The sequence below is a fragment of the Streptomyces luteoverticillatus genome (assembly GCF_003970715.1).
Taxonomy (GTDB): Bacteria; Actinomycetota; Actinomycetes; order Streptomycetales; family Streptomycetaceae; genus Streptomyces; species Streptomyces abikoensis.
The window spans coordinates 1,227,791-1,241,300 of sequence record NZ_CP034587.1; the positions used below are offsets into that span (position 1 = coordinate 1,227,791).

Here is a 13,510-nt window from a genome sequence, read left to right on the forward strand (position 1 = left end):
CGCGCGCGGCCGCTCCACCACGTCTTCCACCGGCCCCCCACCGCATGGAGCTGCATCATGCCCGTTTCCGTGACAAGTCCCCCGGAGAGCACCTCGCCGCCCGCCGCCCCCATCGAGCCGGGGGAGGTGCCGGCGTGACCTGGACGAGCGAGACCTCCGGCACCACGGCCGTCCAGGACGCGGCGGGCACCGCCCTGCCGGTCGCCTCCCGGGGCGAGAACCTGCGGCTGACGCTGGGCTACTTCCTGCCCGACTACCTCCGGGGCGTCTTCCGGCCCCGGCCGCGCGTCGCCCGGCTCGTGGCCCGGCTGGACCACGGCCGGCGCGGCGCGGAGCTGATGCGCGCCCTGCGCCGGCGGCACGGCAAGGGACCGGTCGTGGTGCGCGGCACCTCGGGCCCCACGCTGCTGGTGCTGGACGCCGAGGACGCCCGGCAGGTGCTGGCCGGGCCGGTGGAGATCTACGCGGTCGACACCTGGGAGAAGGTGAGCGGCTTCGCCGCCGTGCAGCCCGAGGCGCTGATCGCCTCGCACGGCCGGCAGCGCACGGCACGGCGCGCCTTCAACGACGCGGTGCTGGACGCGGGCTGCCCGGCGCACCGGCTCGCGGGGCACTTCCTGCGGGTGGTGGGCGAGGAGGCGCGGGCGCTGCTGGGCCCGGAGGCGGAGGCCGGGCTGCCGGCCGACCGGGTGCGCGAGGGCCTGGACCGGGTGGGGCGGCGCTGCTTCCTGGGCGACGCGGCCGCCGACGACCTGGAGTTCTCCCGGCTGCTGGACGAACTGCTCGCCGAGGCCAACTGGATGGGCGCCCGGCGCTGGCGCACGGCGCGCACCCGCCGGCTGCGGCGCCGGATGATGCAGCGGCAGGCCCGCTATCTGTGCGACGCCGATCCGCGCAGCCTCGGCGGGCTGTTCCGGACCGCGCCCCGGGGCCCGGAGACGGCTCCCGAGGGGCAGGTCGCGCACTGGTTCATGGCACTGGCCCCGTTGCGGGCGGCGGTGGTGCAGACGCTGGCCCTGCTCGCCACCCACCCCGCGCACTACCGGCGGGCTGCCGAGGAGGTGCGGAACGCGGACCGGGCGCACGGCGCCCACACGGTGCCCGGGTATCTGGCGATGCCGTATCTGCGGGCCTGTGTGCGGGAGGCGACGCGACTGTGGCCGCCGGTGGCGAACCTGACGCGGCGCACCACCGCCGAGACCCGCTGGCGGTCGGCGGTGGCCCCGGGCGGCGTCAACGTGCTGGTGCCCGCCGCGTTCCACGCGCGGGACGCGGAGCGCGTCGACCACGCGCACCGGTTCGCGCCCGAGAAGTGGCTGGACGGCACGGCCGAGCGGGACTGGGCGGTCAGCCCGTTCAGCCGGGGTGAGGCGCGGTGCAGCGGCATGGAACTGGCGCTGCTGCTGGCCACGGGGTTCGTCGCCGAGTTCCTGCGCGGCGGCGAGCTGGCCGTGGCCGGGGTGCGGCTGGGACCCAAGCGGCCGCTGCCGTACGCCTTCGACGCGGCGCGGCTGCGCGTCGGCTACCGCCCCTACCGGACGCCGGAGGGGGCGTGACGGTGCCGACGCGAGGGTGGGCGTGGACGCCGGATCCGGGCCGCGCGGCTTCGCGTTCGGGGACGCGACGATAGGCGGTGACGGTAGACGGTAGAGAGACCCCGGGCCGGGGGAGTGCGGGATCCCCCCGGCCCGGAGCGCGTCAGCGGCCGGCGGCCACGGGCTGCCGGCCGGTGCCGTAGTCGCCGCTCTCCAGGGCCTCGGCCGTGGCGTACCAGCGCTCCTCGCGCAGTTCCGCCAGGCCGTGGCCGGCGAGGCCGGTGACGTGTTTGAGGATGGTGCGCGCCTGATAGCCCACGGCGACGCACAGTTCGTCGACGGAGGCGCCCTCGGCGCCACGGGCGAGCAGCCCGTCCCAGGTGCGTGCCTCATGGCGGCCGAGCTCGGGGACCGCCCTCGGCCGCGCCTCCGCGCGCGGCTCGGCGCGGACTTCCGTGCGGGGCTCGGGGCGTGTCTCCGCCCGGTGCTCCGGCCTCGGGCCGGGCCGGGCGGCGGGGCGGGCGAGGCCCACCGGGCGCGGCGTGCGGTTGACCCTGCGGTGTCGGCGGCCCTTCTGGCGCTTGCTCATGGCTGAACCACTGCTCCGTCCTGCGTCGTCGATCCTGCGGTGCCGGTGCGTCAACCCGCCGCGACACCACCCGGTTACGTCCCTTCCACTAAGTGTGCGCGACATCACGCACCGTGACCCCGGATGGCGGTGCAGGAGTTGCGTCCCGTCGGTTATGTGAGGCTTGGGGCGTGCGCATCTTGATAGTCGAGGACGAGACGGGTCTCGCGGACACCCTGCGACGGGGGCTGGCCACCGAGGGGCATTGGGCGGACGTCGCCCACGACGGGCACCGGGGCCTGGAGGCCGCCCTGGCGGGCCCGTACGACGTGATCATCCTGGATGTGATGCTGCCGGGCCTCGACGGCTACGAGGTCTGCGGGCGGCTGCGCCGGCTGGGCGTGTGGACGCCCGTGCTGATGCTGACGGCGAGGGACGGCGAGTACGACGAGGCGGAGGGGCTCGACGCGGGCGCCGACGACTATCTGACCAAGCCGTTCTCCTTCGTGGTGCTGCTCGCCCGGCTGCGGGCGCTGGGCCGCCGCCGGGGCGCGGCCGGAAGCCCCGTGCTGCGGGCCGGGGACCTGGAGCTGGACGCGGCCGGGCGGCGCTGCCGCCGGGGCGGGCGGGAGATCGAGCTGACCGCGCGCGAGCTGGCCGTGCTGCGCTGCCTGATGGCCGCCGAGGGACAGGCGGTGGCCAAGCGGGACGTCCTCGACGAGGTGTGGGACTCCCCCGGCGGGACGGACCCCAACATCGTCGAGGTCTACGTCTCGTCGCTCCGCAGGAAGATCGACGCGCCGTTCGGCCGCCGGTCCATCCTGACCGTGCACGGCACCGGCTACCGCATGGCGCCCGACGGTGGCTGAGCCCCGCCCGCCGAGATCCCCCCGTACCGTTCGCGGCCGCTGCGCGGCGGCGGCCGCGCTGGCGATGGCGCTGGTGCTCACGGCGGGCGGGGCCTGGCTCTACACGGTTCTGCGCGCCAATCTGCTGGACAACGTGAGCGGCCGCACCGAGCTGGCCGCCCGCGAGGTGGCGGCCCGGGCGGACGCGGGGCCGCTGCCCGCGCTGCTGCCCGCGCCCCGGGACGGCGTCGACGTCGTGCTCGTCCTCGACCCGCGCGGCACGGCGATCGCCACGACCCGCCCGTCGGCCGAGCCCCTGGCCCACCGGTTCGCCGCGCTGCGCCCCGCGCCGGGTGCCGACACCGCCTCCACCGTGACCCGGGCCATGGGCGGCCAGCGCGGCGACCTGGTGGTCGTCCGCGCCACGCCGCCGGGCGCGGAGGAGCGCTACGTCTACGCGCTGACCGTCCTCAGCGACGTCGACGACGCCACCCACACCATCGCCATGGGGTTGCTCGCGGCCGCTCCCCTGCTGATCGCGCTGGCCGCCGGCCTCGGCTGGGCGGTCACCGGGCTGGCGCTGCGGCCGGTGACCCGGATCCGCACCGAGCTGGCGGCGGTGACCGCCAGCGAGCTGGACCGGCGGGTGCCGGAGCCGCCGGCGGACGACGAGGTGGCACGGCTGGCGCGGACCGTCAACGCCACCCTGGACCGGCTGGAGCAGGCGGTCGGCAGACAGCGGCAGTTCGTCGCCGACGCCTCCCACGAGCTGCGCAACCCCGTGGCCGCCGTGCGCTCCCAGCTGGAGGTCGCGCTGGGCGCGCCCGGCGGGCCGACACCGGAGTCGGTGCGCGCGGCCCTGGCCGACACCGTGCGGCTCCAGCGCGTCGCGGCGGACCTGTTGCTGCTCGCCCGGTTCGACGCGCGCGTGCCCCCGGGCGCGACGGAACCCGTCGACCTGGCGCTGCTGGCCGCCGAAGAGGCCGCCCGCCGCCCCGCGCCCCGGGTGCCGGTCGCGGTGGACGCCCCCGCGCCCGTACCGCTGCGCGGCCGGGCGGCCCAGCTGGAGCGGCTGCTGGCCAACCTGGTGGACAACGCCCTGCGGCACGCCGCCTCGGAGGTCACCGTGCGGGCGTACGTCATGGACGGGGAAGCGGGCCGGTGCGCGGTGCTGGAGGTGGCGGACGACGGGCCCGGGATCCCGTCCGGTCAGCGGGAGCGGGTCTTCGAGCGGTTCGTGCGGCTGGACGCGGCGCGCGACCGGGAGAGCGGCGGCAGCGGGCTGGGGCTGGCCATCGCCCGGGAGATCGCACGGGCGCACGGCGGGGACCTCCGGGCGGACTCACGGACGGACTCGCGGACGAACTCGCGGTCGGACGGCGGGGCGCTCCTGGTGGCGCGCTTCCCGCTGCCGGAGGAGGCGGGCGAGCCGGTCGGCAAGCGCCGCTTCCGGGACTTCTGAACGAGCCTTCAGGAATCTCAGGTTTCTTTCAGCACCCGCCGATCACCATGGCCGGTGTGACCGTGGAAACCGTACGAGCCACCGCGTACCGGCGCCGGCGCGCCGAGGCGCTGCTGTTGGGCCTCACCGTGCTCATCAGCTGTTTCGGCTATGTGTACACCGGCCTGGCGACCACGGGGAGCGTGCCCGGCGGGCTGCCGGGGTTCGCGGGGAGCATGGTCTGCCTGGCGCTCGTGCCGCATCTGGCGGTGCGCCGCTGGGCCCCGTACGCCGATCCCCTGATCCTGCCGCTGGCGGTGCTGCTCTCCGCGTTCGGGCTGGTGCTGCTGTACCGGCTGGACCCGGCCTACCGCGCGCGCTACCACGCCGAGTCCACCGCCTCGGGGCAGCTGATGTGGACGGTGATCGGGGTGGGGCTGTGCGTGCTGGTGGTGGCGGTGCTGCGCGACCACCGCCGGCTCCAGCGCTATATCTACCTGACGATGGCCGTGGCGCTGGTGCTGCTGATGGCGCCCGCGTTCTTCCCCGGGGACACCTACGGCGCCAAGCGGTGGATCTTCATCGGGCCGCTGTCCTTCCAGCCCGGCGAGTTCGTCAAGACCATGATCGCGGTGTTCTTCGCGGGCTATCTGGTCATCCACCGCGACGCCCTGGCCCTGACCGGCCGCCGGGTGCTGGGCGTCCGGCTGCCGCCGGGCCGGCAGCTGGGGCCGATTCTGACGGTGTGGGTGCTGAGCCTGCTGGTACTGGTCCTGGAGCGGGACCTGGGCACCTCGCTGATCTTCTTCGGGCTGTTCGTGGTGATGCTCTACGCGGCCACCGAGCGGACCAGCTGGGTGGTGTGCGGCGTGCTGATGGCCGTCGTGGGCGCGGGGGTGGTCGGTTCGCTGGAGCCGCACGTCAAGGGCCGGGTCGACGCCTGGCTCCACCCCTTCGGGGCGTTCGAGCCGGGCAGTACGTTCTCCCCGCAGGCCGCGCAGGCGCTGTTCGGCTTCGGCAGCGGCGGCGTCACGGGCGCGGGCCTGGGCCGGGGCCACCCGGAGCTGATCGGCTTCGCGGGCCGCAGCGACTTCATCCTCACGACGGTCGGGGAGGACCTGGGGATGGCCGGCACGATGTTCGTCCTCGTCCTCTACGCCCTGCTGGCGCAGCGGGGGCTGAGCACGGCGCTGCGCTCGGCCGACCCGTTCGGCAAGCTGCTGTCGATGGGCCTGGCGGCGGCGCTGGCGCTGCAGGTGTTCGTGGTGGCGGGCGGGGTGATGGGGCTGATCCCGCTGACGGGCAAGGCGCTGCCGTTCCTGGCGAAGAGCGGTTCGTCGCTGGTGGCGAACTGGCTGATGGTGGCGCTGCTGATCAGGATCAGCGACAACGCCGGAAAGGAGTCCGGGCCGGGTTCCTGACCTGCGCCGCGGACGGCCGCGGCGCACGATGAGGACATGCTGCTGATCGACGTGGCGCGGGCGTCGGAGGAGATCGCGGCGACCCGTTCCCGGTCGGCGAAGACCGCCGTGCTGGCCGGGGTGTTCCGGGCCGCCGGCCCGGACGAGGCGCCGGTGGTGATCCCTTATCTGGCGGGGCGGCTGCCGCAGCGCAGGACCGGGGTCGGCTGGAGCACGCTGCGCGACCTGCCCGCCCCGGCCGCCGTGCCCTCGCTGACCGTGGGGGACGTGGACCGGGCGCTGACGGCGATCGCCGCCGTCGCGGGCAAGGGCGCGCGGACCGAGCGCAAACGGCTGCTGGACGGGCTGCTGGGGGCGGCGACGGAACGGGAGCAGCACTTCCTGCTGCGGCTGATCGGCGGCGAGCTGCGGCAGGGCGCGCTGGACGCGCTGGCCGTGGAGGGCCTCGCGGCAGCGGCGGGGGCGGCGCCCGAGGAGGTGCGGCGGGCGGTGATGCTCGGCGGCTCGCTGGGCGCGGTGGCCCGGGCGCTGCTGGCCGGGGGCCCGGCGGCGCTGGCGGAGTTCCGGCTGGAGGTGGGGCGGCCGGTGCTGCCGATGCTGGCGCGGAGCGCGAAGGACGTCGACGAGGCGCTGGACCGGCTGGGGCCGTGCGCGGTGGAGGAGAAGCTCGACGGGGTCCGGGTGCAGGTGCACCGCGACGGCGAGGACGTCCGCGTCTTCACCCGCACGCTGGACGAGATCACCGGGCGGCTGCCGGAACTGGTGGGGGCCGCGCTGGAATTGCCGGTGTCGTCGGTGGTCCTGGACGGCGAGGCCGTCGCCCTGGACGCGACGGGCCGCCCCCACGCGTTCCAGGACGTCGCGAGCCGGATCGGGACGCGGACGGCCCGCGCGGGGTCGGCGCTTCCCTTGTCAGCGGTCTTCTTTGACGTGCTGGCCGTCGAGGGCAGGGAACTGCTGTCACTGCCGACGGCCGAACGCCACGCCGTGCTGGCGCAGGCGGTGCCCGAGCCCTTGCGGGTGCGGCGGCTGGTGGTGGCGGACCCCTCGGACGCGGCCGCCCGGGCGGCGGCCCGGGACTTCGCGGAGGAGACCCTGCGGCGCGGCCACGAGGGCGTGATGCTCAAGTCCCTGGACGCCGCGTACGTGGCGGGCCGCCGGGGCGCGGCATGGCTGAAGGTCAAACCGGTGCACACGCTGGACCTGGTCGTCCTCGCGGCCGAGTGGGGACACGGGCGGCGCCGGGGCTTCCTGTCCAACCTCCACCTCGGTGCCCGCCGCCCGGACGGCTCGTTCGCCATGCTCGGCAAGACGTTCAAGGGGCTGACGGACGAGATGCTGGCCTGGCAGACGGACCGGCTGAGGTCGCTGGCGGTGAGCGACGACGGGTTCGCGGTGTGGGTGCGGCCGGAGTTGGTGGTGGAGATCGCGTTCGACGGGTTGCAGCGGTCTCCGCGATACCCGGAGGGCGTGGCGTTGAGATTCGCGCGGGTTGTGCGCTACCGGGAGGACAAGGGGGCGGAGGAGGCGGACACGGTGGAGACGGTGCTGGGGTTCCTCCCCTGATCCCTTCCCAACAGCCGTGCCGGCCGAGGGTGCTGAGGGCCCGTCACCCTCCCCCCTCGGCCGGCACGTCCGGTCAGTTGCCCTGGAGGAGGTCCAGCATGTCCTGGCGGGCGAACATGGCCGCCGTGTCGACGGCCGAGGGCATGCCCGCCGCCGGGTCCGCGCCGTGGGCGACGAGGAGGCGGACGACCTCGCTCTCCCCCTTGAAGACCGCGCCCGCCAGCGGGGTCTGGCCCCGGTCGTTGGGGCGGTCCACGTCGGCGCCGCGCTCCAGGAGGGCGGTGACCGTCGCGGCGTGGCCGTGATAGGCGGCGAGCATCACCAGCGAGTCGCCCCGGTCATTGGTCAGATTCACCGGAACTCCGGCGTCCACATATGCGGCCAGGGTATCGGTGTCGCCGTGCCGCGCCAGGTCGAAGACCTTGGCCGCCAGCTGGAGCACCTCCGGGTCGTGCGCGGGCTCTTCGGATGCGGGTGTCGGCTCGGTCATTGTTTTGTCATCCTCCGTACGGGTGTATCCCCAGTTGCTTAAAAAATACTTTCTGTGAAGCTGGAGGAACTTGTGGTGACCGCCCCCAGTTCCCAGGAGATTCCCATGATCCTCTCCATCTCGGGCGTCGTACTGCTCGGTGTCGTCGTATTCCTGTTCTTCCGCAAGGACAACCTCAAGCCCTCGCACGGACTCGTGTGCGCGCTGTTCGGCTTCTACCTCGCGGGAACGGGCATCGCGCCGAGCATCAAGGCGGGCGGCGCGAGCCTCGCCAGCCTGCTGGGCGGCATCAAGTTCTAGGAGCCCTAGGAGAGCGACGTGGGCCGGCGTTCACTGCCCCGCATCCCGACCGGGCCCGCCGCGCCCTCCCCGGGCCGGGAGCTGGCGCGCGGCCTCGCCGACAACGCCCGGGACATGCTCTACCCGCTGCTCGTCGTCGCCCGAGGGCTGCGGTCGCTGGCCACCACGGGGCGCCACGGCTGGGGGCGCATGCCACGGGAGCGCCGCGGTCCCACCCTGCTGCTCGTGGCCTCGTGCCTGGCCATCGTGGCGCTCGTCCCCTACGGGCCGACCCTGGGCACGGCGGCCCTGCTGGCGGCGGGCGCCTGGGCGGGACGCGACCGGCGCGGGGCGCGGGGGGCGGCGGCGGAGCCGGGCGAGGCGGAGAGCGGCCGGCTCCAGGCGCTCTACGAGGCACTCGTGCCCTACTTCTCCGCCCCGCAGGACCCCCGGCCTCTGTACGCGCCCGGCGGCGACTGGCGGCAGGCGTTCGAGGAGTACACGTTCGACGGCCTGGGCCGGCTGACCGCCCTCCGGCTGCGCTATCCCGGCTACTTCACCGACGGCGAGGAGGGCGCGCGGGCCAGGATCGAGCAGTTGCTGCACGTCAAGGCGGGCCGGGGCCCGGAGTACCGCTTCGACTGGGACGAGGCCGCCAACCGCCTCGCCCTGGGCGTCCTGCCCGTGCTGCCCACCGACGTCTGGGCCCAGCGCTTCGTGACCGCGCCCGGCGAGACCGTGCTGGGCTTCACCGACCCGTCCGCCGTGCTGCGGACCGTGCCCGTGACGGCCGGCGAGGAGACGTACGACGCGCCGCCCGTCGTCTGGCGCACCGGCCCCCGCTCCACCGAGCCGCACCTGCTGACACTCGGCCAGCCGTCGTCGGGGGTCACGACGCTGCTGCGCTCGGTCGTCCTGCAGGCGCTGCTCCACGGCGACGTGGTGGTCGTCGACGGCGGGGGCGCGGGCGAGTACGCCTGTCTGGAGGGGCGGGAGGGGGTGCTGGCCGTCGAGTCCTCGCTGCCGGGCGCGCTCGCCGTCCTGGAGTGGGCCTCCCACGAGACGGAGCGGCGGCTGCTCGCCGCGGGGCGCGCCCGGCGGGAGGGGCGGGCCCTGCCCGCCGATGTGCGGCGCCCGCTGTGGATCGTCGTGGACCGGCCCGGGGCGCTGAGCCATCTCGCGGCGCGCGACGGGCGGCCCGATCCGCAGGATCTGCTCGCCGTTCCGCTGCGGCACGGGCGGACGGCGCAGGTCACCGTCGCGGTGGGGGAACAGCTGGAGGGCGTGGGGCGGCTCGCCGAGGCGGTGCTCGCCCACACCCGGGCGCGGGCGGTCCTGGGCGCGGTCGCCCCCGAGCAGGTGACGGCCGCCCTCGGCGCGCCCTCGCACACCACGCCGGCCGACCACGTGCCGCCGGGGCGCGGCTACGCGCGGGTGGGCACGGGCCCCGTGCACCGGCTCCAGGTGCCGGCGACGCCGGACCCCTACGACGAGGAGACGGGCGACGCGCAGCGGCAGGCGGTACTGGCGTTGCTGCCGCGACCGGTGGCGGCGTCGCCCACGGGGTGAGCTCTCCCGCCCGTCACGCCACGTACGTGCGTGGCATCTCCACCGCCGCCGTCGCGCCGCTCGCCACCAGGCGGGCGGCTTCGGCGAGGCGGGTGGCGGCTTCTTCGGCGACGGCACCGTTCACGGTGAAGGGCAGCCGGACGTAGCCCTCGAACGCTCCGTCGACGCCGAAGCGGGGGCCGGAGGGCACCCGGACGCCCAGGCGCTCGCCCGCCTCGGCGATGCGGGAGCCGGAGAGGCCGCCGGTGCGGACCCACAGGGTGAGGCCGCCGCGCGGGACGGTGAACTCCCAGTCGGGGAGGTGGCGTCGGACCGCCGCGACGAGCGCGTCGCGGTTCTCCCGCGTCTGGACGCGCTTGATGTCGATGGACTCGCCCCAGCCCCCGGTGTTGAGCAGCCAGGTGACGGCGAGCTGGTCGAGGACAGGCGTGCAGAGGTCGGCGTAGGCGCGGGCGGCGACCAGGCTGCGGATCACCTCGGGCGCGGCCCGCACCCAGCCGATGCGCAGGCCGCCCCAGAAGGACTTGCTGGCCGAGCCGACGGTGATGACGGCGTTGCCGGCGGGGTCGAAGGCGCAGACGGGACGCGGCAGTTCGAGGTCCGGGTCGAGCGCGAGCTCGGACATGGTCTCGTCGGCGACCAGCAGGGTGCCGGCGGCCCGGCACGCCTCGACCAGCTCCCGGCGCTGCTCCTCGGGGGCGAGGGCGCCGGTGGGGTTCTGGAAGTCGGCGATGACGTAGGCCATGCGGGGCGCGGCGTCGCGCAGCACCTGGCGCCAGGCGGCCAGGTCCCAGCCGGCGAGGCCGCCGGCCATCGCCACGGGGACGAGCCGGACGCCGGCCTCGCGCATGAGCTGGAGGACGTTGGCGTACGAGGGGGACTCGACGGCGACCCGCTCGCCGCGCCCCGCCATCAGCCGGCAGATCGCGGCGACGGCGCCCATCGCGCCGGTGGTGACCATGATCTGCTCGGGCATCGTGGGGATGCCGCGGGCCGTGTAGCGGTCGGCGAGGGCCTGGCGGAGGGCCGGCAGGCCGGCCGGGTAGTCGCCGTGGGTGTGGGCGTAGGGCGGCAGCTCCTCCAGGGCGCCCTGGACGGCACGGGTGAGCCAGGGCTCGGGGGCCGTGAGGGCGGCGCAGCCGAGGTCGATGACGGAGCCGGCGGCCTCGGGCGGCAGCGGGTCCAGCCCTCTGGTGGGCAGCGGGTTTCCGGCGGGCACGGCGGTCCAGCTGCCGGCGCCGCGCCGGGACTCCAGGAAGCCCTCGGCGCGCAGGGCCTCGTAGGCGGCGGCGACGGTGGTGCGGCTGACGGAGAGGGCGGTGGCCAGTTCGCGCTCGGCGGGCAGCCGCGCGGCCACGGGGACGTGGCCCTCCAGGACGAGGAGCCGGACGCGGTCGGCCAGGGACCGGTAGGCGGGGGTGCGCCGGCCGCCGAGCGGTGTCACGGTGTCGCGGGCGTGGGGTGAGCCGAGGAGGCGGGCCAGCTGCGGTGCCCCCACCGAAGAGGTCCACTGGGTCATCTCGTGCAGTCCACCTTTCCGGGATTGGCTATGGATCAATGTTCGATCCAGTCCACAGACTGTCACGTCAAGGCCACTCGCACCACCACAGGGGGGTACCTCTTGTCCGCGCCCGTTTCCGCGCCGTCCCGGAGTCCGGGGCTGGCCCGCCGTCTCGTCCAGCTGTACTGCGGGCTCGTGCTGTACGGGGTGAGCTGCGCGCTGCAGCTGCGCGCCGGGCTGGGACTGGCCCCCTGGGACGTGCTCAACCAGGGCGTGGCGCGGCACACGGGCCTGTCGATCGGCACGGTGGTGATCGGCATCGGCGCCCTGGTGCTGCTGCTGTGGATCCCGCTGCGGCAGCGCCCGGGGCTGGGCACGGTCTCGAACGTGCTGATGATCGGCCTGGTGATGGACGCCACACTGAGCGTGACGCCCACCCCCCATTCGCTGTGGATCCGGATTCCGCTGCTGCTGTTCTCGGTGGCGCTGTGCGCGGTGGCCACGGGCCTGTACATCACGCCGCGCTTCGGCCCGGGCCCGCGCGACGGGCTGATGACGGGGCTGCACCGCAGGACGGGCTGGTCGGTGCGGCTGGTGCGGACCCTGATCGAGGTGGCCGTGCTCGCGACCGGCTTCGCGCTGGGCGGTTCGGTGGGCGTCGGCACGGTGCTCTTCGCGGTGGGCATCGGGCCCCTGGCCCAGTTCTTCCTGCGCTTCTTCGCCCCCGCTGAGCGGCGGCCCACGGTACCGGTGGCGCGCTCCGCGGCGGTACCGGAAACCCCGGATCCGGCCAGGTCCACCCAGGACGCACCGGACCCGGTTTAGGCACGAATCCGGCGGGCCGGTAGTGTACGCCTTCGACCCGCCGGATGGACCGTTACTGCGCGCTCAAGTGGCAACAGCACAGGGTGACATCTATTGCCAGATGTGACAAAACGGGCGCTGGTGGGTACAACAAGGGGCGGCACGACGGGCGACGCATGTCCCTCAACGGGGAATCTTCACCGCCGACCGGACGTTGACCGGATGACGACGACAGCGACACCTGTCCTGTGGGCGACAAGCCCGGGAGGCACGAATTCATGAGTGAGCGAGCTCTTCGCGGCACGCGACTTGTGGTGACCAGCTACGAGACCGACCGCGGCATCGATCTGGCCCCGCGCCAGGCGGTGGAGTACGCATGCCCGAACGGCCATCGATTTGAGATGCCGTTCTCGGTAGAGGCGGAGATTCCGCCGGAGTGGGAGTGCAAGGCGTGCGGCGCCGTTGCACTCCTGGTGGACGGCGACGGTCCCGAGGAGAAGAAGGGCAAGCCCGCGCGTACGCACTGGGACATGCTCATGGAGCGGCGCACCCGCGAGGAGCTGGAGGAGGTGCTGGCCGAGAGGCTGGCCGTCCTGCGCTCCGGCGCCATGAACATTGCCGTGCATCCTCGGGACACGCGTAAGTCCGCCTGACGGCGGTCTCCGCGCGTTTCCATCGCACGACAAATTGCACGACCAAGGGCCCGGGCCACTGCGTGAGCAGTGGCCCGGGCCCTTTCATGCACGGGTACCTGCCCCGTAAGGGGCGCGGGGAACTGCGCGACCAGCCCCCACCGGCCCGCAGCGACCGGACCGCGTTCCCAGCGGAGCGCTAGCGCGGCAGCTGGGGGTCGTCCGGGCGGGGAGCCGGCGGCTGGTCCTCGCGGATGACCTCGCCCTGGACGACCTTGCCGTCGGGCTGCCGCATCCTGGCCCGCTGCGCCTGCTGGAAGGCGTCCCCGAGCGTCCCGGGCGCCGCCTGCGCCGCGTAGCCGGTGAGCTTCCGCTCGGCGGTCCTGCGGATCAGCGCCCTCGTCGGCGGGAAGAGACAGAGCAGCCCGGCCACGTCGGAGATCAGCCCCGGCACCATGAGCAGCAGCCCGCCCAGCATCGTCAGGCCGTTCCCGCCGCCCTCACCGTCCTGCGGCGGGGCCTTCGGGGACCGCGAGGCGGCGCCCTGCTGGAACGAGCCGCTCAGCCGCTGCCAGGCACGCCGCCCGGCCCGCTTGATCACATACGCGCCGGTGATCACTCCCCCGGCCAGCAGGGCGAACACGGTGAGCCCGCCCGCCGCGCCCGCCACCAGCACCAGCAGCCAGATCTCCAGCACCGCCCACACGGCCACCCCGAGGGGGACGAGCCTGCGGGCCCGGCCGCGCCCCGGCGGCCGGCCGTTCACCGTCTGCTGCTGCTCCTGCTGCGCTCCGAACGTCATGCCTCAAGTGTGCCCGGACGGCGGACGAACGGCCGGAGCGCGCTTATGGATCCC

The 13,510-nt window shown here is 74.8% G+C and carries 13 protein-coding genes; 9 read left to right on the forward strand and 4 right to left on the reverse strand.

From position 1 onward, the window contains the following. Nucleotides 1-134 precede the first annotated feature (134 nt). Nucleotides 135-1,556: a cytochrome P450 gene (locus tag EKH77_RS34295; RefSeq protein WP_126913213.1), complete on the forward strand. Its 1,422-nt coding sequence runs from the start codon at nt 135-137 to the stop codon at nt 1,554-1,556. Between the two features lie 142 nt (nt 1,557-1,698). On the opposite strand, the gene EKH77_RS04930 is transcribed toward EKH77_RS34295, so the two are convergent. Continuing rightward, complete coding sequence (locus EKH77_RS04930; RefSeq protein WP_126913214.1) at nt 1,699-2,124, reverse strand: hypothetical protein; 426 nt, start codon at nt 2,122-2,124, stop codon at nt 1,699-1,701. A gap of 170 nt (nt 2,125-2,294) precedes the next feature. Between EKH77_RS04930 and EKH77_RS04935 the strand changes: the two genes are divergently transcribed. From EKH77_RS04935 to EKH77_RS04950, 4 genes are read left to right on the forward strand one after another with little or no spacing between them, the layout of a single operon-like run. Then, the gene (locus EKH77_RS04935) at nt 2,295-2,972 is read left to right on the forward strand and encodes a response regulator transcription factor (RefSeq protein ID WP_126913215.1); all 678 of its coding nucleotides are present in this window, start codon (nt 2,295-2,297) and stop codon (nt 2,970-2,972) included. Then, the gene (locus EKH77_RS04940; RefSeq protein WP_240667226.1) at nt 2,965-4,413 is read left to right on the forward strand and encodes a sensor histidine kinase; all 1,449 of its coding nucleotides are present in this window, start codon (nt 2,965-2,967) and stop codon (nt 4,411-4,413) included. The genes EKH77_RS04935 and EKH77_RS04940 overlap by 8 nt, the downstream gene beginning before the upstream one ends. Before the next feature lie 56 nt (nt 4,414-4,469). Beyond that, a complete protein-coding gene (locus EKH77_RS04945; RefSeq protein WP_397613699.1) occupies nt 4,470-5,813 on the forward strand; it encodes an FtsW/RodA/SpoVE family cell cycle protein in 1,344 nt (447 codons plus the stop codon). 36 nt (nt 5,814-5,849) lie between these two features. Continuing rightward, a complete protein-coding gene (locus EKH77_RS04950; protein WP_126913217.1) occupies nt 5,850-7,379 on the forward strand; it encodes an ATP-dependent DNA ligase in 1,530 nt (509 codons plus the stop codon). A gap of 73 nt (nt 7,380-7,452) precedes the next feature. Here the strand turns inward: EKH77_RS04950 and EKH77_RS04955 are convergent, their stop codons facing one another. Next, complete coding sequence (locus EKH77_RS04955) at nt 7,453-7,869, reverse strand: ankyrin repeat domain-containing protein (protein ID WP_126913218.1); 417 nt, start codon at nt 7,867-7,869, stop codon at nt 7,453-7,455. Between the two features lie 105 nt (nt 7,870-7,974). Between EKH77_RS04955 and EKH77_RS04960 the strand changes: the two genes are divergently transcribed. Further along, nucleotides 7,975-8,169, forward strand: a complete 195-nt coding sequence (locus EKH77_RS04960; protein WP_126913219.1) for a hypothetical protein — start codon at nt 7,975-7,977, stop codon at nt 8,167-8,169. 18 nt (nt 8,170-8,187) lie between these two features. Continuing rightward, nucleotides 8,188-9,717: a hypothetical protein gene (locus EKH77_RS04965; RefSeq protein ID WP_126913220.1), complete on the forward strand. Its 1,530-nt coding sequence runs from the start codon at nt 8,188-8,190 to the stop codon at nt 9,715-9,717. A 13-nt stretch (nt 9,718-9,730) separates the two neighbouring features. Here EKH77_RS04965 and EKH77_RS04970 read toward each other — a convergent pair whose 3' ends face one another. Next, nucleotides 9,731-11,236: a PLP-dependent aminotransferase family protein gene (locus tag EKH77_RS04970; RefSeq protein WP_126913221.1), complete on the reverse strand. Its 1,506-nt coding sequence runs from the start codon at nt 11,234-11,236 to the stop codon at nt 9,731-9,733. Between the two features lie 30 nt (nt 11,237-11,266). Here EKH77_RS04970 and EKH77_RS04975 point away from each other — a divergent pair, with 30 nt between their 5' ends. Both EKH77_RS04975 and EKH77_RS04980 read left to right on the forward strand, forming a co-directional pair. After that, complete coding sequence (locus EKH77_RS04975; RefSeq protein WP_397613695.1) at nt 11,267-12,043, forward strand: YczE/YyaS/YitT family protein; 777 nt, start codon at nt 11,267-11,269, stop codon at nt 12,041-12,043. Between the two features lie 257 nt (nt 12,044-12,300). Continuing rightward, nucleotides 12,301-12,675, forward strand: a complete 375-nt coding sequence (locus EKH77_RS04980) for an RNA polymerase-binding protein RbpA (protein WP_004948858.1) — start codon at nt 12,301-12,303, stop codon at nt 12,673-12,675. Nucleotides 12,676-12,853: 178 nt separating this feature from the next. Here the strand turns inward: EKH77_RS04980 and fxsA are convergent, their stop codons facing one another. Beyond that, complete coding sequence (fxsA, locus tag EKH77_RS04985) at nt 12,854-13,456, reverse strand: FxsA family membrane protein (RefSeq protein ID WP_126913222.1); 603 nt, start codon at nt 13,454-13,456, stop codon at nt 12,854-12,856. Nucleotides 13,457-13,510: the final 54 nt, after the last annotated feature.